Raw genomic sequence first — 18,634 nt, forward strand, 5'->3', positions numbered from 1 at the left:
CCTGGTGCAAGCATAAACCAGGAATCATCATGGGCATCGAAGCCTTACTGCACTCGACCATCCACGGCCGCCACGGCAAAAGCACTGGCAGTGCCCAGGGCGCCGGCGGGGAATCACTGACAGGCGGCTTTGCCGGACTGTTGCAAGGGCACTTATCCTCCGCCACACGCACGGCGGAAGCCGGAGAAAGCACGAACGCCCTGCCGACGATCGATGGCGAAGTAGCGCAACTCCTGCCCGAGACTGCCGTTCCGGATGCCGCCCTGCTCGCGGCCTTGATCCCCGCGCCCAGTGCCGGCGAACGTCGCGCCTTCGTTTCCGGCGATGGCAGCGAACCGACGCCGAGCAACCGAACTGCGCCGGCAAGCGCCGACCCGGCGCAGGACGTAGCGCAAGAAGCCCTGGCGGCAGCGGCCGCCGCACTCGAAATCATCACGCCCCGGAGCACCCCGCCAACCGACACGGCAAACGCCCCGGCGCCCCGCGTCGAGCAGACCGCCAGCAGCCAGGCCCCGAGCCGCGAAGCGACGCCCCAGGCGCTGCCGGCCGGCGACGGGCGCTTTGCCGAGCGGCGCTTCACCCTCCCGACGACACGCGCCACCGCCTCCGCCGAACTCCCTGCCAGCGTAGAGGCGCCTCGCCAAGCACTCGCTGACGAGCCGACGGCAAAATCGCCGACGCCCGCCACGGCCAACCTCAGCGCCCCCGTCACTGCCCACAGTGCGGTAACCGCCGAAAGCGGGCGGAATCCGCCAGCCAACATCGCTGCCGCTACTGCGCCCGGCAAGTTGCCGTCCCGGCAAAACAGCGCGGAAGAAGCGCCGCCAACCCAACGCACGGCGATTTCCCGAGCCTTCAGCGGCGACCGGCCGAGTACGGCAACGCCCCCGACTTCGAACCCGACTTCGAACCCGACTTCGAACCCGACTTCGAACCCGATTTCGAACCCGTCCAGCGTACCGGCACGGGTCGCCAGCGCGACCGCCCCCACAGCGCAGACGGCCGACACAAACCGCGTCACCGACGCCAACATGCCGGCCGCCTTGCCGATCCCCCCCACCGCCACCGACAGCCCACGGGAAGCCAGGAACGCGGCGGCTCTCGAGGCCAACCGGACTGCAACTTCCCGCGTGACCCCGGCCACACCGCCGAGTGCTGGTGCCGCGCAACGCCCCGCCGGCGCCGGCAGCGACGCACCGGAAATAGCAGCAACGCCCGGACGCCCAGCCCCCCAGGAGATCAGCCCGCCGACCCTGGTGACGCAGCCCACGGGCGCCGCACTGACGAGCAACGCGCCGGCGCAAGCCGTTCTGGCAAGCGGCGCGACCGACACCCAGCTCGGCCGCCGCCCGAGCATCCGCAACCCGGCCCCGGAAACGCGCACCAGCACGACCGCCCCGCTGGCTGCGACCAGCAGCGGCAGCAACGAGGAAGACCTTGCCGTTTCCGAATCGACAGCAGCGCTGCGCACCACCAGCAGCGCGTTGCCAATGCCGGAAGTTAAGCCGCCAAGCACGACCTTCGCGGCTGGCGACGATACGCACTTGAGCACGGCGGACGGCACGATCGCCCCGGCGGACTCGGCAAAACTTGCCGCCATGCCGGCAGCAGCGGCAAATGGCGCAGCTGTGGCGGGGCTGGCCGCGAATGCCGGAACCGACGCAGCGCAGAATACGGAAGCCAGCGTCCAGTTGCCGACCCATCTGCGCGATCCGCGCTGGGCCGAACATCTCGGCGAACGCGTCGTGGTTCTGGCCCAGGGGGAAAAGAGTTCGGCGCAGATCGACATCAACCCGGCTCAGCTCGGCCCGATCCGGGTCAAGATCGACATGAGCGGCGACCAGATGTCGGTCCAGTTCTCCAGCGCTTCATCGGAAGTCCGTCAGGTGCTCGAAGATGCCTTGCCGCGCCTGCGTGAACAACTGTCGAACTCGGGCATCCAGCTCGGCCAGGCGAATGTCGGCTCGCAATCGCAGCAAACGCCGCGCGAGGCCTTTGCCCAATCGACGCCCTCGCCCCGTTCCCCGGGCGAAGGCGCTATACTTCCCGCTGAATCGCCGCTGGAGGCGCAATCCTCCGGTCGCTTGATCCAGAGCGGACGAGGTCTGGTTGACCTGTTCGCATAGAAGAGCGTGATCCGAGGGTAAAAGGAGAGGGAGAACCATGGCGAAGGATGCGAAGCCAGCCGAAGAGGGCGCCGAAGCCCCACCGAAGAAAAGCAAGAAGCTGCTCATCATCATTGTGGCGGTCGTGCTGCTGCTGGTCATTGCCGGCGGCGCCGCAGCCCTGCTGCTGAAGAAGGGCGACGACGCCGAAGCGGGCGATGAGGAAGTGGCCGAAGAAACCGACAAGCCGGCGAAGAAGTCTGCCAAGAAGAAGGATCATGGCGCGCCGCCGGTTTTCGTCAACCTCGATGCGTTCACGGTCAACCTGGTCCCGGAAACCGGCGACCAGTACCTGCAGGTCGTCCTCTCGCTGGAACTCGAAAGCCCGGATGCGCAAGCGCAACTGGCACAACTGATGCCCCGCATCCGCAACAACGTGACCTTGTTGCTGTCGAGCAAGAAGGCCTCTGAACTTCTGCCCAAGGAAGGCAAGGAAAAACTGGCCGGCGAAATCATGAACGAAATCAATTCGGCCATCGAACCACCGACCAAGAACAAGAAGGGCGAAGTCGTGCACGCCGAAGGCCCTGTGGTTTCGGTGCTGTTCACCTCGTTCATCATCCAGTAAGGAGCCATGGCTGGCGACTTTCTCTCCCAGGACGAAGTTGACGCCCTGCTCAAGGGCGTCACTGGGGAAACCGACGATCCGGAAGAGGGCGGCGGAGACGAATCCGGGATTCGTGCCTACAACCTGGGCACCCAGGAACGGATCGTCCGCGGCCGGATGCCGACGCTGGAACTGGTCAACGAGCGCTTCGCCCGTTACCTGCGGATCGGCCTCTTCAACTACATGCACCGCAACGCGGAAATCTCGGTCGGCCCGATCCGCGTGCAGAAGTACAGCGAATTCATCCGCAACCTGGTCGTCCCGACCAACCTGAACCTGGTCGCCGCCAAGCCGCTGCGTGGCACGGCGCTGTTCGTCTTCGACCCCAACCTGGTCTTCCTGGTCGTCGACAACATGTTCGGCGGCGACGGGCGCTTCCATACCCGGGTCGAAGGACGCGATTTCACCGCTACCGAACAACGCATCATCCAGGGCTTGCTGGGCGTCGTCTTCGCCGAATATTCGAAGGCCTGGAAGCCGGTACACACCATCCAGTTCGAGTACATCCGCTCGGAGATGAACTCGCAGTTCGCCAATATCGCGACCCCGTCGGAAATTGTCGTCTCGACCTCGTTCACGCTGGAATTCGGCGGCGCCACCGCCGACATGCACATCTGCTTCCCGTACTCGATGCTCGAACCGATCCGCGACCTGCTCTACAGCACGATGCAGAGCGACCAGCTATCGACCGACAAACGCTGGATCAGCACCCTGCGCAAGCAATTGCAGGGGGCCGAAGTGGAAATCGTCGCCCTGCTCGGCACGGGCAAGGTTTCGCTGCGCGAGATTCTCCGCCTGAAACCGGGTGATGTGATTCCGATCACCATCCCATCCAGCATCGAAGCGCTGGTGGACAATGTGCCGCTGATGGAATGCAGTTACGGCCAGCAGAACGGGCAGTACGCGCTGAAGGTCGAGAAATTCATTGCCTCACCCCCCGAACTGGGCGGCGAACCCGCCAAGGGAGAAAAGAATGTCTGAAGAAATGCAGAATCCCGGTATGGTCAACGACCAGATCAGCGAAGACGACTGGGCCGCTGCCATGGCCGAGCAGGCCACCATCGACGCGACCGGCGCGGCCGTCCAGCCGGCGGCGCAGCCGGCCGACATCTTTCCCTCCTTCGCCGCGCCGCCGGCGACCGGCGGCGTCATGAACGAACTCGACATGATCCTGGACATTCCGGTCCAGATCACCGTCGAACTCGGACGCACCAAGATCACCATCAAGAACCTGCTGCAGCTCGCCCACGGCTCGGTCGTCGAACTCGACGCGATGGCCGGCGAGCCGATGGATGTCCTGGTCAACGGCACGCTGATCGCCCAGGGCGAAGTGGTGGTGGTCAATGACAAATTCGGGATCCGGCTGACCGACATCATCACGCCCTCGGAACGCATGCGCAAGATCAACCGCTGAGCCTTCGGCCGCCGCTCCCCGTGCGGAAACTCAGCAGCCGGGGTTTTGGGTTTAAGATAGCGCACTTTCCTTACCTGCCGCCTGCCGCCTTGCCGCGCCTTCTCCCGATTTCCGCTTTTCTGCCGCTGCCGGCGCTCGCCGCGGAAACTGCCGCCCCCGGCATTTCCAGCGGCACTTACGTGCAGGCAACGCTGGCGCTGATCTTCATCGTCTGCCTCCTCTTCCTCGCCACCTGGGCGGCACGCAAGGTTTCCGGTGGCAAGCGTTTCGGCCAGGGCAACATGAGGGTGATCAGCGGCATCGCGCTCGGCCCCAAGGAGCGCATCGTCCTCGTTGAAGTCGAGGAGCAGTGGCTGGTCATCGGCATCGTCCCCGGCCAGATCCGGACCCTGCACACCTTGCCCAAAGGCGTTGCCGAAAAGGCCTCGGGTGATGGCCAAGCGCCAGCCACGCCGCCTTTTGGCGACTGGCTGCAACGCATCCGCGAGCGCCGCGACCATGCGCAATAAGCTGCCCCTGGCCCTCTTTGCGCTGGCCCTCGCCGGCCCGGTGTTCGCCCAGGCCACCGGCCTGCCGGCGATCAACAGCACGCCAACCGGCGGCGGCGGAACGACCTACAGCCTGACCATCCAGACGCTGGTCCTGCTGACGGCACTGACCTTCATTCCCGCCGCCGTGCTGATGATGACCAGCTTCACCCGCATCGTCATCGTCCTCTCGCTGCTGCGCCACGCGATGGGCACGCAGACCGCGCCGCCCAACCAGATCCTGGTCGGGCTGTCGCTGTTCCTGACCTTCTTCATCATGGCGCCGACGCTCGATCGCATCTACGAAGAGGCCTACGTACCGCTCGCCGAAAACCGCATCGACATCATGCAGGCCGGCGAACGCGCCGCCGTTCCCCTGCGCGCCTTCATGCTCAAACAGACGCGGGAGGCCGACATCGCGCTGTTCGCCGGCATCGCCCGCATCGACAAGATCGAGAAGCCGGAAGACGTGCCGTTCCGCATCCTGGTTCCCTCCTTCGTCATCAGCGAACTGAAGACCGCCTTCCAGATCGGCTTCATCCTGTTCATCCCCTTCCTGGTCATCGACATGGTCGTCGCCAGCATCCTGATGTCGATGGGGATGATGATGATGTCGCCGATCATGGTCGCCCTGCCGTTCAAGCTGATGTTGTTCGTCCTGGTCGATGGCTGGCATCTGGTCATCGGATCGCTGGTCCAGAGCTTCAACCCATGACGCCGGGTACCGTGATGGAAATCGGCCGTCAGGCCATCGAAGCGGCCTTGATGCTGTCGGCACCGATGCTCCTGGCGGCCTTGGCGGTCGGCCTGATCGTCAGCATTTTCCAGGCGGCGACCCAGATCAACGAGGCGACGCTGCAGTTCGTGCCGAAGCTGGTGGCGATCTTCCTGGTCCTGATCCTGTTCGGCCCCTGGATGCTGCAGTACATGGTCGATTACATCCAGCGCCTGTTCGGCAGCATCCCGCAATTGATCGGCTGACATGCTGAGCCTGAGCACGGCGCAGATCGATGCCTGGATCGTTTTCTACGCCTACCCACTGGCCCGCACGCTCGGCCTGATCGCCACCGTTCCCCTGTGGAGCACCGCCGGCATTCCGCGCCGGACGCGCCTGATCCTCGGGCTGGCCATCGCCGTCGCCATCGCCCCGGTGCTGCCGCCGATGCCGGTGGTGCAGCCCGGCTCGCTGGCCGGCCTGTGGATACTGGCGCAACAGATGCTGATCGGCATCGCCATGGGCTTTGCCGCCCGCGTCGTCTTTGCCGCCGTGGACATGGCCGGCACCTACATGGGCTTCCAGATGGGTCTCGGCTTCGCCACCTTCTACGACCCGCTGGAAGGCGGCCAGACGCCGGTACTCTCGGAATTCATCGGGCTGCTCTCGCTGCTCCTGTTCATGGCGCTGGACGGCCACCTGCTCTTCGTTTCCACCCTGGCCCGCAGTTTCGAGCTGATCCCGGTGGCGCCGGAAGCGCTCTCACCCAACAGTTGGCGCAACCTGGCCGAACTCGGTGGCAAGATTTTTTCCGCCGGCCTGCTGCTCTGCCTGCCGGTGTTGATCGCGCTGATGATCACCAACATCGCCCTCGGCGTCCTGAGCAAGGCCGCCCCGCAGCTCAACCTGCTGGCCCTCGGTTTCCCGCTGACGCTGGCCGGCGGCTTCGTGATCATCGGCCTGAGCTTGCGCTACCTCGCCGTTCCCTTTCAGGAACTCTACGACTTCGCGATCCGGGCGATGCTGGAATTCGCCCAACCGGCGCTTCAGTAGGCGCCGTTCAACGCGAAGGAATCGGCGGACTCGCCCTTGACCAGGCGGATCGTTCCTTCGGCGACGCGTTGCGCAATCGGCGTCTGGGATTCGATACCTTCGCTGTAACTGGCAATCTGGTAAGCGACAAAGCCCTTTTCCTCCTGCAACTGCCGCGCCCGTCGCTTGAGCACCTGCAAGGCCTCGCCCGAGCCGCCGGTGTGGAAGCGTTTCATCTTCATCGACAGCCGGTAGCTGTCGTCGGCGAGCTTGGCCTCCTCGATTTCCCAGTTCGGCGCCAGCGGGTCGTAAATCAGGTAAACCGCGGCGGCGGCGGCGAGCACCATGCCGAGTTTGACGTTGGTGTTGGCAGCCAGCGAGAAGGTGCCGGTGCCCGCCGTGCTGCAGCCGCCGAGGGCCACGCAGCAGGCCATGATCAAGAGGATTGAGCGCTTCACAGGATGCTGAACAGACTCATCTGACTGGATTGCTTGAAGGTCAACTGCGCCGCCTGCAACTGGAATTGCAGTTGAGAGAACTGGGAAATGGCCGCGGTGTAGTCGACTTCCTGCAGATCCTGGAGGCGGGTGGCGTACTGCAGGTCGAAATCCTTGCCGGCAACCTTCAGGTCATCGAGCGTGTTGAGCCGCGTGCCGACCGATGCGATCCGGTTCGCCACATGGTCGATGGAAACGCTCAACTGTTCCTGCAACTGCGCCCGCGTCGTTTCGTCGAACGGGACACCGCTGGTCGGATCGAAGATGTCGATCAGGTTCTGGACCGTCTCGAAAATCGAACTACCGTTCTGGTTGCCCTGGGCATCCTTGACCTGCATGAAGACATCGAAACCGTTGTGCCCCATCTCCATGACGTTCGACGACGAGACCCGGAGCTGCTGCTGTCCCTGGTCGCCGGCATAGGCGATGCCGCTGCCGGTGGCGGTGAACGGCTTGGTCGACGACATGGTGCCGCTGTAGATGTAGTTGCCGGTCCCGTCCTTGGCGTTGGCCAGGGTCAGGACGTTCTGCAGCAGTTCCTCGAGTTCGGGAACCAGCGCTGCCCGCTGCACTTCCGAGCCGCTCTTGCCGGTCGCCGCGAGCTCGTAGATTCGGGACAGGCCATCGCCCAGGTTGGTGAGGTTGGCTTCCATGTACGACAGTCGCGAGATCGCCGTATCCTGGTTGCTCATGTACTGCTTGTTGATCGACTGCGACTGGCCGACCTGCTGGGCCTCCCAGGCGCCGATCGGATCGTCGGACGGGGTCAGGATGCGGCGCCCGGTCAACATCTGGTTCTGCAGCTTGAACACCTCTGATTGCAAGTCCTGCAGCCCCTTGGTTCCGGTGCCGAAGAGCATCGAAGTACTAATGCGCATTTTGCTCTCCCTTAGGATTTGAGCGACAGCAAGGTGTCGAACAGGGTGCTGCCGACCGACAGGATCTTGGCTGCCGCCTGATAGGCCTGCTGATACTTGATCAGGTTGGCCGCTTCTTCGTCGAGATTGACTGCCGACAACGAGTCACGGGACGCCGACGCCTGATCGAGAACGGCATTCTGGGCGTCCTTGCGGATTTTCGCTTCGCTGGTCTGGATTCCGTTATCGGCGACCAGCTTGGAATAGGTTTGCTGGTAGCTTGCTGTGCCGCCGGACATGGTCTTTGCCGTCTGCAGGTTGGCGAGTTGCAACACGTTGCGGCCGTCCTGCACGCCGCCGGTATTGCGCGCAAAGGTGAACTGGTCGCCGACAGCCGGCGTACCGCCGACCGAGAACGACATCCCGGAGAACTCGATGTTGTCGAGTGCCTGCCCGGCATTGTTCAGCGGAATGCTGCCACTGCCGTTCACCGACGTCCCGTCGGCATACCTCGCGGTCCAGCTACCGGTCGCCCCGTTCAGCGCCGTCGCAGACGCCGTCAGCGTCTGCGGCAGGGAAGCCGCCGAATAGCCGACGCCAACGCTGCCCTGGCCGATCTGCATGTTGCCGGTATTGGCCTGCGCCTGGCTCACCCGCACCGGTGCCGCCGCCGCGATCAGCTTGGGATCGCCGGCGATCTTGCTGTTGACGGTGAGACTCTCGATACTGTTGCTGTAAGGCTTGACGACGAAACGATCGCCTTCGGCGCCGACCGCACCGATATTGAAGCTCAGACCTTCGTCAGGCAGGGAAACCGTGCCGCTACCGCTGCCGCTTGCGACGACTTCGTTGTCGCTCAGGCGGGTGATCGAATAAGCGCCGGCGGCGCCGAATTTCACCTGGTAATCGGACAACTTGAGGTTGGTGTAAAAACCGCCGTCGTTGGCCGTGCTAGCGTTCGCCACCGGCGGCAGAAAGCTGACGCCGATCGAGCCGCTGCCGGTGTTCTTGGCGTTGGCCAGCACGCTCGGCGTACCCAGCGTGAAGAAATCCTTTTGCAGGCTGCCGCCGTCGGCGGCGATGTTGCCCAGCATGTCCTGACCCAGCGCGTGCTGGGCATTGAAGGTCAGCGCCAGCGAGGTGGCGACCATGCCGAGTTCGGCCTTGACCTTGTCGAGCGAGCCGCTGCGGAACTCCATCAAGCCGCCGAGTTCGCCGCCGATGATCGTCGATTCGGGAAGCTCCAGCGCAACGTTCTTGCCCTGCAAACCGACCACGGTCCGCGACGCATCCGCCTGCGCCGGCTGCGCGGTCAAGGTCATCGCACTGGTGCCGACCACCAGCTGCTGCCCGTTGCCGAAGAAGAGATTGAGCGAACCGTCGCCATTGGACGTCGGCGTTACCTTGATCAGCTTGTTCAGTTCGTTGATCACCTGGTCACGCTGGTCCAGCAGGTCGTTGGCCGGTTGCCCGTAGGCGCCCTGCGCGGCAACGATGCGCTGATTGAAGGAAGCGACTTCCTTGGCGTAGCTGTTGATCATCGATACCGCATTGTCGATCCGGCTGTTGATCTGCTCGGACATATCCGAGAGACGGGTGTTCAGCAGGTCGAAGCGGGAAACCAGGGTCTGGGCGGAGCTGACCATCGATTGCCGGGCCGGCGCCGACGACGGATCGGTGGCCACCGACTGGACGCCGGTAAAGAAGCTCTGCAGGGCCGGCGTCAGGCCGGCGCTGGAATCGGCAAACAGGTTGTCGATCTGCGACAACTGGGTGTGCAAGGCTTCAAGCTGGCCGACGCTGGATTGGGCGGTGTTGACATGACCGGACAGGTAATTGTCGTACATCCGCTTGATCGTGTTGATCTCGACGCCCTGGCCAACCGCGCCCTGGCCGGTATACACCGCGCCGCTCGTCGACTGCACCGTCGTCTGGCGCGAATAGCCGGCGGTGTTCGCGTTGACGATATTGTGCTCGGTCGCCAGCAGACCCATTTGCGACACCTTGATGCCGCTGACACCGATACTGAAAAGTCCTGTTGCCATCTTTCACCTCTTGGGAGGTCTACGGCCCCCCGGCCAGAAAGTTAAGGCGGATATCAACCGATCAGGGCTTGGCGGAGCGTTGGGCCGTTGATGATGCTGGCCAGCTTCTCCGCGTATTTCGGATCGGTGGCATAACCTGCCGCCTGCAACCTTCTTGCAAACTCCGTGCCATCCTGGGTACCGATGACGCCACCGTAACGCGGGGAGTTGCGCAAGAGGCTGGCGTAATCGCGGAAGGCTTCGGCGTAGGAAGCGTAGGCGCGGAAGTTCTCGACGACCTGTTGCGGCTTGCCGTCAACGTACTCGGTCGTGGTCACGGCCACCGTGTCGCCGGTCCAGCCCGGCCCGGCCTTGATACCGAAGAGGTTGTGCGAGGACGTCCCGTCCGCCTTGCGGATTTCGCTTTTTCCCCAACCGCTCTCGAGCGCCGACTGGGCGACCAGGAACTGCGGCGGGATGCCGGTGGCGCGGGAAGCCTCGACCGCATGCGGCCAGACCTGGTTGGCGAATTCCTTCGGAGTGGTGGCGACCGTCGTCTTACTGCCGACGCCCGCCTCTGCCGAACTTGCAGCACTTGGCGCGGGATAGGCCGCCGAGGTCGGCAGGCTGCTCGGCACTTCGCGGTACTGCACATTGGTCGCCGGCGGCAGCGCGGGCGGCAAGTCCTTGCCGGCAAGGATTGCCGACAGATCGTCACCGGCTGCCGCGCCGTCGGTCGGCGCGTACTGGCGGCCCAGTTGCTGTTCGATCAGCCGTGCGAAGCCGACACCATTGCCGGAAGAGGCCATGTTCTGGGCCATCTGCTGATCGAGCAGGCTGTTGTAGAACCGCGTCTGGTCGCTCTGCAACAGGCCGTCGCTGGGCACGGTATCGCGCATGCTCTTGAGGACCATCTGCAGGAACAGGGTCTCGAACTGCTGCGCCGCCGCCTTCAGCCCGGCCTGCGGATCCTTGCGCAACTGCTCGCGCAGGTCCTGGGTGGCCCCCATGTCGAAGGCTGCGCGGGTGGGCGTGTTCTGAACCTTGATCGACATGGCGGCGACTCAGATCACTTCCAGTTCGGCACGCAACGCGCCGGCCGCCTTCATCGCCTGGAGAATGGCCAGCAAGTCCATCGGATTGGCGCCCAGCGCATTCAGCGCCTTGACCACGTCGGCCAGGCTGGTGCCGGCCTTGACGCTGACCAGGCTACCCGCATCCTGATTGACCTGAATATCCGGACTGCCGCCGCCGGCGCCGGCATCGACGACCACCGACAGGTTGCCGTGCGCCACCGCGCAAGGCAGCAAGGCGACGCGCTGATTCATGACGACCGAGCCGGTCCGCGGATTGACGACGACCTTCGCTTGCGCCGTCGCCGCCCGCACTTCGAGATTCTCCACCCGACCGAGGAAGGTCACCCGGGCATCGGCAGCCTCCGGGGCGCGCAAGGCGATCCGCCGGCCATCGATGGCCTGCGCCGTGCCCGCTCCCATCGCCTTGTTGATCGCTTCGACCATGCTCATCGCCGTGCCGAAATCGCTTTCCGCCAGCTCGTAGTAGACGAAACCGCCCTGGCCGAGCGCTGTCGCCACGCTGCGTTCGACTGTCGCGCCGCCGGGAATGCGGCCCGCCGAGAGGTGATTGACCGTGACGCTGGCGCCGCCGGCACCGGCACCGACGCCGCCGACCATGACGCTGCCCTGGGCCATTCCGTAAATCTGCCCGTCGGCGCCCTTGAGCGGCGTCAGCAGCAAGGTGCCGCCACGCAGGCTCTTGGCATTGCCCATCGACGACACCGTGACATCGATCGTCTGACCGGGTTTGGCAAAGGCCCCGAGATTGGCGGTGACCATCACCGCGGCGACGTTCTTCAGTTGCAGCTTGCTGGTCTGCTCGGCGGTCAGATTGACCCCCATCTGCGACAGCATGTTGCCGATGGCCTGCGTCGTAAACGGCGTCTGCGTCGTCTGGTCGCCGGTCCCGTCGAGACCGACCACCAGTCCGTAGCCGATCAACTGGTTGTTGCGCACCCCCTGCAGCGCCGCCAGATCCTTGACCCGCTCGGCATGCGCCGGCAGGGCGAATACGGGCCCCAGACAACAGGCGAGCAGCGCCAGGCGCAGGTTCCTGGTAGCGGCAGACAGCAGTTTCATGAGCGGTATTCCCCGGCGGATGGACTAGAACGGCAAGACACTAAGAAAGAAGCGTGCCAGCCAGCCCATGACCTGTCCATCGGCAACCTGCCCGGACGATTTGTATTCGATCCGCGCGTCGGCGATCTTCGCCGAATCGACAGTATTGGAGAAATCGACGAAAGAAGGATTGACGACGCCGGAGATGCGGATGAATTCCTGTTCGGCACCGATCGCGATCTGCTTCTCGCCCGATACCAGCAGGTTGCCGTTGGGCAGGACATCGATCACGGTGACCGTCAGATTGCCGCTGAACACGGCATTGTTTGCCGCCTCGCCCTTGCCGTTGAAGTTGGTCGAGCTGCTGGCAGCCATGTCGAGACCGCTCAGGCCGCTGACCGGCATGCCGGCAAAGGCAGTGATTCCCGCCTTCTGGCTGTTGCTGCGGTCAAGCTTGTTGCTGGCTTTCTTCGACGCCGAGGTGTTCTCGGTGATGCGGACGGTGATCGTGTCGCCGACGAAGCGCGCCCGCCGGTCCTCGAACAGCGGCCGGGCGGCGGCCGCCTGGTAGATGGCGCCGTTGGCAGCCGGCGCCAGTTGCCGCACTTCCGGACGCACCGTCATCGGCTGGTGCACATTGGTTGGCGGCACGCTGGAACAGGCGGCAAGCAGGAGACAGGCGATAGAAAACAGGACTTTCATGGTTGCACCTCACAACTGCGTCAGGCGTCCCAGCATGGCATCGGAAGTGGAAATCACCTTGGAGTTCAGCTCGTAGGCCCGCTGGGTCTGGATCATCGTCACCAGTTCTTCCGCCACATTGACGTTCGAAGTCTCGACATAGCCCTGGCTGACGATCCCGGCACCATTGCTGCCCGGCGTGTTGGGTGTCGGCGCGCCGCTGGCGGCGGTTTCCAGGAAAAGATTCTGGCCGATGCTCTGCAGACCGCCCGGATTGATGAAGGTGGCAAGCTGCACCGTGCCGATTTCGGTGGTCGCCGAACTGCCCGACTGGGTGATGCTGATGATCCCGTCGTTGCTGATCGTCAGCGAGACGGCGTCGGCCGGAACGGTGATGTTCGGCTGCAGCGGATAGCCTTCGGAGGTGACGATCTGGCCCTGGCTGTCCTTCTGGAACGAACCGTCACGGGTGTAGCCGGTGGTGCCGTCGGGTAGCTGGATCTGGAAGAAACCGGCTCCGTTGATCGCGACATCGAGCGTGTTCTCGGTCTTCTGCAGGTTGCCCTGGGTGAAGATGCGCGCCGTGGACACCGTGCGAGCCCCGGTGCCGAGCTGCAGTCCGGTGGGAACCTGCGTCTGCTGCGAGCTCTGCGCCCCCGGCTGGCGGATGTTCTGGTAGAGCAGATCCTCGAATACCGCCCGGGCACGCTTGAAGCCGTTGGTACTGACGTTGGCCAGGTTGTTGGCGATCACGTCCAGTTGGGTCTGCTGGGCATCGAGACCGGTCCGGGCTATCCACAGGGAGCGAATCATCTGGTTTTCCTATCAAGCACTGAGCGACAGCAACTGATCGGCGCGCTGTGCGTTCTGGTCTGCGGTCTGCATCATCTTGATCTGCAGTTCGAATTGCCGGGAAAGGCTGATCAGGTTGACCATCGCGTCGGTCACGTTGACGTTGCTGCCTTCCAGCGTTCCGGAAGCGACCCGGACGTTCTCGTCGGCCGGCGCCGGCTGGCCGCTGCGCAGACGGAACAGGCCGTCGTCGCCGCGCACCAGTTCGCCGTCGCCCGGATTGACCAGCTTCAGGCGGCCGACCGGGTTGACGTTGTTCGGCGTGCCGAAGGTGGAAATGATCGAAACCGTGCCGTCGGGCGCGATCTCGATGTTGTTGTCGGGCGGAATGGCGATCGGACCGCCGTCGCCCATCACGGTATGACCGGACTTGGTCTGCAGTTCGCCATTGACATTGACGTCCAGGCTGCCGGCCCGGGTATAGGCTTCGCCGCCGTCCGGCAAGCGGACCGCCAGCCAGCCGCTGCCCTGCACCGCGACATCGAGGCTGCGCCCGGTGAACATCAGCGGACCGGCGTCGAAGACGTCGGCCACCGAGGCATCGACGACGAAGGCGCGGGTCGGCATGGCATTGCCCTGGACCTCGACGGCGCGGAAGCGGTGCTCCTGCGCCTTGAAGCCGATCGTGCTGGCATTCGCCAGGTTGTTCGCGGTGCCGGCCTGCTGCATGAAGACATGCTTGGCGCCGGTCATCGCGGTATAGATCAGGCGGTCCATGGCAATTCCGTCAGTGCAGCGTCAATCCGTTCGATCAGCGCATGCTGATCAGCGTCTGCAGCAACTGATCCTGGGTCTTGATCGACTGCGCGTTGGCCTGGTAATTCCGTTGCTGGATGATCATCTGCACCAGTTCCTGGCTCATGTCGACATTCGACTCTTCGATGCGCCCCGAGCTGATCGTGCCGTTCAAGCCTTCGCCGGGCGCCGCGACTGCCGGACTACCTGAATCGATCGACTCGCCCCACAGGTTGTCGCCGAGCGAAGAGAGGCCGTTCGGGTTGCGGAAGGTGGCCAGGATGACGCGACCGAGTTCGCGGGTCTGACCGTTGGTATAGCTCGCCTGCATGATGCCGTCGGCCGAGATCGAAACGGCGGCCACTTCTCCCGGCGGCGAACCGTCCTGGGTCGTTTCGTAAACCGCAGAGTCGGCACGCCGCTGCGTGAACTGCGACAGGTCGTAATCGAAGGTCAGGTCGGCCGCCCCGGTACCCAGTGTCGCCGACGGGATGTTGATCGTCCCGGTACCGCCGGACGCCCAGGCACCCGTCGTCGAGTTGAAGACGATGTCGCTCTGCGTGGTCGGCGCGCTGTTGTCGAAGGTGGTGTAAACGCCCCAGGTATTCGACGTCGTCGGTGCTTCGCGCACGAAATACATGTTCAGGGAATGCTGGTTGCCGAGGCTGTCGTAGACCGCTACCGAAGTCGCGAAACTGTAGGAGTCCGGATCGTTGACATCGAACGGCGCCGAGGCCGGCACTTCGAGTTGCGAGTCGAGGTTGGCGCGCACCGTGACCGGGGTACTGGTATTGCCGGTCGCCTTGGCGGCGATCCCCTGCGGCGGCACGTAGAGCGGGCGCGGGGTGGTGGAACCGATGTAGGACACCATGCCGTCGGAACCGACGCTCTGGTACCCCATCAGGCGCTCGCCGAGCGCCGTCACGACGTAACCGTTCTTGTCGAGGTCGAACTGGCCGTTACGGGTGTAGGCGACCGTGTCGTTGCCGCGCTGGATGACGAAGAAGCCGTTGCCGCCGATCGCCATGTCCAGCGGATTGCTGGTGGCGGTGACCGCACCTTGCGTGAAGCTCTGCCGTACCGCCTGATTGACGCTGCCCATGCCCACCTGGGCGGACGACGAACCACCGCCCATGGCCGACGCGAAAGCATCCGCGAAAACGGTGCTGCTCGCCTTGAAACCTGCCGTCGCGGCGTTGGCCACGTTGCTGGAGATCACGTCAAGCGCCCGCGCCGACGAGTTCAGCCCGCTAAGTCCTTGTTGAAATGCCATGATCTTTCTCCAATCAGTTCAGTATTTGCCGGATGTCTGCGTAGCTGACGTTCTTGTTGCCGTTGAGCACCAGCGAAGCTCCGGAGGACAACATCGTTACAGCATTAATTGTGCCAGCCTGCAAGGATTCACCCTTGACCTTGGTCGTTCCCTTGGTCGCCTCGAAAGTGAACTTGTAGGTTCCCTCCGCCGCCTTGGTCCCGTCTGCCTTCGTGCCGTCCCAGAAGAAGCTGCCGATGCCGGCCGGCATGGCGCCGATGTCCTGCGTCGTCACCAGGTTGCCATCGCTGTCACGGATCTTCACGGTGACACTTTCGGCGGCGCTCTCAAGGTTGAAGCCGGCGATCGCCCCCTCGCTGCCAAGTTCCATTTCGTTGCCGGCAATAAATACCGTTTTGCCGATCATTGCTGCCGCCTGCATGTTCTGGGCCGCGCTGTAACTGCCCAGCAACTTTTCCATCGTCGTGTTCAGCTTCTCGATCCCGCTGACCGTGCTGATCTGCGACAACTGCGCCGTCATCTGGTTGGCGTCGGTCGGATTCAACGGGTCCTGATTCTTCAACTGGGTGGTCAGCAGCGTCAGGAATCTGGTCTGCATGTCATCGGCAGCGGAGGTCGTCGTGGTCGTCGTCGGCTCCTTGTACAGCGGATGGGTCGAAGAGGAATTTACGCTCTGGGTGCTCATGTCAAACTCCGGTTATTGTCCCTGGCCGATCTGCAAAGTCCGCATCATCAGACTCTTGGCGGTATTCATCACTTCCACGTTGGCCTGGTAGGAACGGGAAGCCGAAATCATGTTGGTCATTTCCTCGACGACATTCACATTGGAATAGGACACGTAGCCCTTGGCGTCGGCCGCTGGATTCTTCGGGTCGTAGACCATGCGTGCCGGGGCCGCGCTTTCGACCACCTGACGGACGCGAACGCCGGTTGAAACCGTGGCGTCGGCCCCCATCGGCGTCGCTTCGAAAACCACCTGCTTCGAGCGATAGGGCTTGCCGTCCGCGGTGACGATGCTGTCGGCGTTGGCGAGGTTGGAGGCAACCGTGTTGAGGCGCATCGATTGCGCGGTCATCGCGCTCGAGGAAACCTGGAAAATGTTGAACAGGCTCATCTATCTTCTCCTGATTAGCCCTGGGTGCCGCTCATCGCGGTACGCAAGCCACTGAACTTGTCGCTGATCAGCTGGGTCAGTATCTGGTACTGAATCGCGTTGTCGGCAATCTGCGCGCGCTCGACGTCCATATCGACGGTATTGCCATCGACCGCCGATTGCGTCTCGCTGCGGTACTGCAGACGAACCCCGCCAGCGCCATTGCCGCCGGCGATATGGCCGGCGGATGTCCGCGCCATCGGCAGCGCGCCGTCAGTCGCTTGGCCGGCCATCGCCTGCGCCATGGCTTGGCTGAAATCGAAATCGCGCGCCTTGTAGTTCGGCGTATCGGCATTGGCAATGTTGGAGGCAAGCACCTGCTGGCGCTGCGCCCGCAAATCCAGCGCCTTGCTATATACGCCAAGGTGACTTTCAAGATTGGCCATCTGCGTTATCTCCCAAGATTTGCGGAGAATAGAAGCAGGTAGCGTGCCAGATCTGAACTTCTCTCCAACTTCCTACTCGGGCACAATGACGGCATGCCCATCTTCCTGCTCCTGACCCTGTTGCTGCTGGTGTCGCCACCGCTCGCCGCCAGCGAACCGCAAGCGATCCTGAAAGCAGCGGAAGATCTTGGCCGCAAACTGGCGGCAGGCCAGCCCGGCGAAATCCAGGTGGTCGCCGGGCCGATCGACAGCAGCCAGCTCCCTGCCTGCAGCGCGCTGGAAACCAACCCGCCGGCCAACCCGCGCAATCTGGGAAGAATCCATGTCGGCGTGCGCTGCCTGGCGCCGGTTGAATGGAACATCCTGGTACCGGTACAGATTTCGGTGATCGCCGACTATGTCGTCACCCGCAAGGCGCTGCTCGCCGGCAAGAACATCCAGAGCGACGACCTGGCCTTCAACCGCGGCGACCTGGCCGGCCTCCCCCCCGGCACCTTGCTCAAGCCGGAACAAGCGGTGGGCAAGACCCTGCGCAATTCGATCGGCGCCGGGCATCCGCTGCGCGCCAACCAGTTGCGCTCGCCGCTGGTGGTCCACCAGGGGCAGGCGGTCCGGGTCATCGCGCGGGGCAACGGCTTCGAAGCCAAGGCCGAAGGCAAGGCCCTGAACAATGCCGCCGTTGGCGAGGTGGCGCGGGTGCGGATGACTTCCGGAAAAACCCTCGGCGGCGTGGTGCAGGAAGATGGCTCCATTCTTTTGTCGAATTAGGCTAAAGTTCAGGCCAGAGCAACCGTTATCACGAACAAGATCAAAAGCACACCGGGTTTCAACATGAAAATCGACACCTCGACCTTCAGCGCCACTTCCGTGCGCACGGGAGGCACACCGGCCAAAGCCGGCACAGCCAACCGCAACAGCGAAGCGGTCAGCCTCAGCGCCGCTTCGACCGCTCCCATGGGTTCGCCGCAGGAACCACCGGTCAATGCCGCCAAGATTCAGGAAATCAAGGAAGCCATCGCTCAGGGACGCTTCGAAATCAACCCCGAAGCCATCGCCGACGGTCTGCTCGAAACCGCCCGCGATCTGGTCAACAGTCAGCGCAAGGCCTGATGCCCTCACTTCGCGAGCTTCTGCTGCAGGAAAAGGAACTGCTTGACCGGTTCATCGCCTGCTTGCACGAGGAAGCCGCAGCCCTGAAGGAAATCCGCCCGGAAGCGCTGGACGGAATCGGTCAGACGAAACTGGCGTTGACCAGCCAGCTTGATGCCATTGAAAGCCGACGCAGTGCGACGACTGCGGTTCCCGGCGGCGCCAGCGGGCGCGCCGCGATGCAGCAATGGCTGGCCCGCCACCCGCAGGAATCGGCAAACGCCGCCTTGTGGAACGAAATCCTCGCCCTGGCCACGGAAGCCAAGCGCTTGCACAACCTGAACGGCGAACTGATCGCCATGCACCTGAGCAAGACCAGCGAAGCCATCGAGATCCTCTCCCAGCGCCTGCGCGACAAACCGCTCTACGGCAGTGACGGGCAAAGCACGGGCAGCAGCGGCAGTCGTATCGTCAACTCGGCCTGAAGCCGTT

At 63.7% G+C, this 18,634-nt stretch carries 23 protein-coding genes; 11 read left to right on the forward strand and 12 right to left on the reverse strand.

The genetic code is table 11. From position 1 onward, the window contains the following. Positions 1 to 29 precede the first annotated feature (29 nt). The 8 genes from AC0KWY_RS09890 to fliR all read left to right on the forward strand — a co-directional run bounded on the left by AC0KWY_RS09890 (position 30) and on the right by fliR (position 6,481). Entirely contained in the window at positions 30 to 2,126 is a 2,097-nt protein-coding gene (locus AC0KWY_RS09890; protein ID WP_474029475.1) for a flagellar hook-length control protein FliK, read from the forward strand. 37 nt (positions 2,127 to 2,163) lie between these two features. Further along, positions 2,164 to 2,733 carry a flagellar basal body-associated FliL family protein gene (locus AC0KWY_RS09895; protein ID WP_474029476.1) on the forward strand — a complete coding sequence of 190 codons (570 nt, stop codon included), beginning with the start codon at positions 2,164 to 2,166 and terminating at the stop codon, positions 2,731 to 2,733. A 6-nt stretch (positions 2,734 to 2,739) separates the two neighbouring features. Further along, a complete protein-coding gene (gene fliM / locus AC0KWY_RS09900; protein WP_474029477.1) occupies positions 2,740 to 3,753 on the forward strand; it encodes a flagellar motor switch protein FliM in 1,014 nt (337 codons plus the stop codon). After that, positions 3,746 to 4,186, forward strand: a complete 441-nt coding sequence (gene fliN / locus AC0KWY_RS09905) for a flagellar motor switch protein FliN (RefSeq protein ID WP_474029478.1) — start codon at positions 3,746 to 3,748, stop codon at positions 4,184 to 4,186. Before fliM ends, fliN begins: the two co-directional genes overlap by 8 nt. Positions 4,187 to 4,275: 89 nt before the next feature. Next, positions 4,276 to 4,695: a flagellar biosynthetic protein FliO gene (gene fliO, locus AC0KWY_RS09910; protein WP_474029479.1), complete on the forward strand. Its 420-nt coding sequence runs from the start codon at positions 4,276 to 4,278 to the stop codon at positions 4,693 to 4,695. Next, the gene (gene fliP, locus AC0KWY_RS09915) at positions 4,685 to 5,428 is read left to right on the forward strand and encodes a flagellar type III secretion system pore protein FliP (protein WP_474029480.1); all 744 of its coding nucleotides are present in this window, start codon (positions 4,685 to 4,687) and stop codon (positions 5,426 to 5,428) included. The genes fliO and fliP overlap by 11 nt, the downstream gene beginning before the upstream one ends. Beyond that, positions 5,425 to 5,694, forward strand: a complete 270-nt coding sequence (gene fliQ / locus AC0KWY_RS09920; RefSeq protein ID WP_474029481.1) for a flagellar biosynthesis protein FliQ — start codon at positions 5,425 to 5,427, stop codon at positions 5,692 to 5,694. Before fliP ends, fliQ begins: the two co-directional genes overlap by 4 nt. Before the next feature lies 1 nt (position 5,695). Beyond that, positions 5,696 to 6,481 (forward strand): flagellar biosynthetic protein FliR, encoded by a 786-nt coding sequence (fliR, locus tag AC0KWY_RS09925; RefSeq protein ID WP_474029482.1) that lies wholly within the window; start codon positions 5,696 to 5,698, stop codon positions 6,479 to 6,481. Here fliR and AC0KWY_RS09930 read toward each other — a convergent pair. The 12 genes from AC0KWY_RS09930 to flgB are packed head-to-tail and all read right to left on the reverse strand — an operon-like array spanning position 6,475 to position 17,053. After that, positions 6,475 to 6,918 carry a hypothetical protein gene (locus AC0KWY_RS09930; protein WP_474029483.1) on the reverse strand — a complete coding sequence of 148 codons (444 nt, stop codon included), beginning with the start codon at positions 6,916 to 6,918 and terminating at the stop codon, positions 6,475 to 6,477. The genes fliR and AC0KWY_RS09930 overlap by 7 nt on opposite strands. After that, positions 6,915 to 7,835, reverse strand: a complete 921-nt coding sequence (gene flgL, locus AC0KWY_RS09935) for a flagellar hook-associated protein FlgL (protein WP_474029484.1) — start codon at positions 7,833 to 7,835, stop codon at positions 6,915 to 6,917. Before flgL ends, AC0KWY_RS09930 begins: the two co-directional genes overlap by 4 nt. A gap of 11 nt (positions 7,836 to 7,846) precedes the next feature. Continuing rightward, complete coding sequence (flgK, locus tag AC0KWY_RS09940; RefSeq protein ID WP_474029485.1) at positions 7,847 to 9,859, reverse strand: flagellar hook-associated protein FlgK; 2,013 nt, start codon at positions 9,857 to 9,859, stop codon at positions 7,847 to 7,849. A gap of 53 nt (positions 9,860 to 9,912) precedes the next feature. Beyond that, entirely contained in the window at positions 9,913 to 10,893 is a 981-nt protein-coding gene (flgJ, locus tag AC0KWY_RS09945; protein WP_474029486.1) for a flagellar assembly peptidoglycan hydrolase FlgJ, read from the reverse strand. Between the two features lie 9 nt (positions 10,894 to 10,902). Next, a complete protein-coding gene (locus AC0KWY_RS09950; RefSeq protein WP_474029487.1) occupies positions 10,903 to 11,994 on the reverse strand; it encodes a flagellar basal body P-ring protein FlgI in 1,092 nt (363 codons plus the stop codon). Between the two features lie 24 nt (positions 11,995 to 12,018). Further along, on the reverse strand, positions 12,019 to 12,675 hold the full coding sequence (locus tag AC0KWY_RS09955; RefSeq protein WP_474029488.1) for a flagellar basal body L-ring protein FlgH: 657 nt from the start codon (positions 12,673 to 12,675) through the stop codon (positions 12,019 to 12,021). Between the two features lie 9 nt (positions 12,676 to 12,684). Further along, positions 12,685 to 13,467, reverse strand: coding sequence for a flagellar basal-body rod protein FlgG (gene flgG / locus AC0KWY_RS09960; protein WP_474029489.1), 783 nt, complete (start codon positions 13,465 to 13,467; stop codon positions 12,685 to 12,687). Between the two features lie 12 nt (positions 13,468 to 13,479). After that, positions 13,480 to 14,223, reverse strand: a complete 744-nt coding sequence (gene flgF / locus AC0KWY_RS09965) for a flagellar basal-body rod protein FlgF (RefSeq protein ID WP_474029490.1) — start codon at positions 14,221 to 14,223, stop codon at positions 13,480 to 13,482. Between the two features lie 34 nt (positions 14,224 to 14,257). Continuing rightward, the gene (gene flgE, locus AC0KWY_RS09970) at positions 14,258 to 15,514 is read right to left on the reverse strand and encodes a flagellar hook protein FlgE (protein WP_474029491.1); all 1,257 of its coding nucleotides are present in this window, start codon (positions 15,512 to 15,514) and stop codon (positions 14,258 to 14,260) included. A 13-nt stretch (positions 15,515 to 15,527) separates the two neighbouring features. Beyond that, on the reverse strand, positions 15,528 to 16,199 hold the full coding sequence (locus AC0KWY_RS09975; protein ID WP_474029492.1) for a flagellar hook assembly protein FlgD: 672 nt from the start codon (positions 16,197 to 16,199) through the stop codon (positions 15,528 to 15,530). Between the two features lie 12 nt (positions 16,200 to 16,211). Then, the gene (gene flgC, locus AC0KWY_RS09980) at positions 16,212 to 16,628 is read right to left on the reverse strand and encodes a flagellar basal body rod protein FlgC (RefSeq protein WP_474029493.1); all 417 of its coding nucleotides are present in this window, start codon (positions 16,626 to 16,628) and stop codon (positions 16,212 to 16,214) included. A gap of 14 nt (positions 16,629 to 16,642) precedes the next feature. After that, on the reverse strand, positions 16,643 to 17,053 hold the full coding sequence (gene flgB, locus AC0KWY_RS09985; protein WP_474029494.1) for a flagellar basal body rod protein FlgB: 411 nt from the start codon (positions 17,051 to 17,053) through the stop codon (positions 16,643 to 16,645). Between the two features lie 93 nt (positions 17,054 to 17,146). On the opposite strand from flgB, the gene flgA reads away from it, so the two are divergent. The 3 genes from flgA (at position 17,147) to AC0KWY_RS10000 (ending at position 18,627) form a co-directional block, all read left to right on the forward strand. After that, positions 17,147 to 17,821 carry a flagellar basal body P-ring formation chaperone FlgA gene (flgA, locus tag AC0KWY_RS09990; protein ID WP_474029495.1) on the forward strand — a complete coding sequence of 225 codons (675 nt, stop codon included), beginning with the start codon at positions 17,147 to 17,149 and terminating at the stop codon, positions 17,819 to 17,821. A 63-nt stretch (positions 17,822 to 17,884) separates the two neighbouring features. Further along, the gene (flgM, locus tag AC0KWY_RS09995; protein ID WP_474029496.1) at positions 17,885 to 18,163 is read left to right on the forward strand and encodes a flagellar biosynthesis anti-sigma factor FlgM; all 279 of its coding nucleotides are present in this window, start codon (positions 17,885 to 17,887) and stop codon (positions 18,161 to 18,163) included. After that, complete coding sequence (locus AC0KWY_RS10000) at positions 18,163 to 18,627, forward strand: flagella synthesis protein FlgN (protein WP_474029497.1); 465 nt, start codon at positions 18,163 to 18,165, stop codon at positions 18,625 to 18,627. The genes flgM and AC0KWY_RS10000 overlap by 1 nt, the downstream gene beginning before the upstream one ends. Positions 18,628 to 18,634 lie beyond the last annotated feature (7 nt).

This window comes from Azonexus sp. MM2026_4, from assembly GCF_055901855.1.

Bases quoted from the DNA above. Each gene is read 5' to 3' on its own strand.
- AC0KWY_RS09890 (WP_474029475.1), top strand. From the start codon at position 30: ATGGGCATCGAAGCCTTACTGCACTCGACCATCCACGGCCGCCACGGC.
- AC0KWY_RS09895 (WP_474029476.1), top strand. From the start codon at position 2,164: ATGGCGAAGGATGCGAAGCCAGCCGAAGAGGGCGCCGAAGCCCCACCG.
- fliM (WP_474029477.1), top strand. From the start codon at position 2,740: ATGGCTGGCGACTTTCTCTCCCAGGACGAAGTTGACGCCCTGCTCAAG.
- fliN (WP_474029478.1), top strand. From the start codon at position 3,746: ATGTCTGAAGAAATGCAGAATCCCGGTATGGTCAACGACCAGATCAGC.
- fliP (WP_474029480.1), top strand. From the start codon at position 4,685: ATGCGCAATAAGCTGCCCCTGGCCCTCTTTGCGCTGGCCCTCGCCGGC.
- fliQ (WP_474029481.1), top strand. From the start codon at position 5,425: ATGACGCCGGGTACCGTGATGGAAATCGGCCGTCAGGCCATCGAAGCG.
- fliR (WP_474029482.1), top strand. From the start codon at position 5,696: ATGCTGAGCCTGAGCACGGCGCAGATCGATGCCTGGATCGTTTTCTAC.
- flgL (WP_474029484.1), bottom strand. From the start codon at position 7,835: ATGCGCATTAGTACTTCGATGCTCTTCGGCACCGGAACCAAGGGGCTG.
- flgK (WP_474029485.1), bottom strand. From the start codon at position 9,859: ATGGCAACAGGACTTTTCAGTATCGGTGTCAGCGGCATCAAGGTGTCG.
- flgJ (WP_474029486.1), bottom strand. From the start codon at position 10,893: ATGTCGATCAAGGTTCAGAACACGCCCACCCGCGCAGCCTTCGACATG.
- AC0KWY_RS09950 (WP_474029487.1), bottom strand. From the start codon at position 11,994: ATGAAACTGCTGTCTGCCGCTACCAGGAACCTGCGCCTGGCGCTGCTC.
- AC0KWY_RS09955 (WP_474029488.1), bottom strand. From the start codon at position 12,675: ATGAAAGTCCTGTTTTCTATCGCCTGTCTCCTGCTTGCCGCCTGTTCC.
- flgG (WP_474029489.1), bottom strand. From the start codon at position 13,467: ATGATTCGCTCCCTGTGGATAGCCCGGACCGGTCTCGATGCCCAGCAG.
- flgF (WP_474029490.1), bottom strand. From the start codon at position 14,223: ATGGACCGCCTGATCTATACCGCGATGACCGGCGCCAAGCATGTCTTC.
- flgE (WP_474029491.1), bottom strand. From the start codon at position 15,514: ATGGCATTTCAACAAGGACTTAGCGGGCTGAACTCGTCGGCGCGGGCG.
- AC0KWY_RS09975 (WP_474029492.1), bottom strand. From the start codon at position 16,199: ATGAGCACCCAGAGCGTAAATTCCTCTTCGACCCATCCGCTGTACAAG.
- flgC (WP_474029493.1), bottom strand. From the start codon at position 16,628: ATGAGCCTGTTCAACATTTTCCAGGTTTCCTCGAGCGCGATGACCGCG.
- flgB (WP_474029494.1), bottom strand. From the start codon at position 17,053: ATGGCCAATCTTGAAAGTCACCTTGGCGTATATAGCAAGGCGCTGGAT.
- flgA (WP_474029495.1), top strand. From the start codon at position 17,147: ATGCCCATCTTCCTGCTCCTGACCCTGTTGCTGCTGGTGTCGCCACCG.
- flgM (WP_474029496.1), top strand. From the start codon at position 17,885: ATGAAAATCGACACCTCGACCTTCAGCGCCACTTCCGTGCGCACGGGA.
- AC0KWY_RS10000 (WP_474029497.1), top strand. From the start codon at position 18,163: ATGCCCTCACTTCGCGAGCTTCTGCTGCAGGAAAAGGAACTGCTTGAC.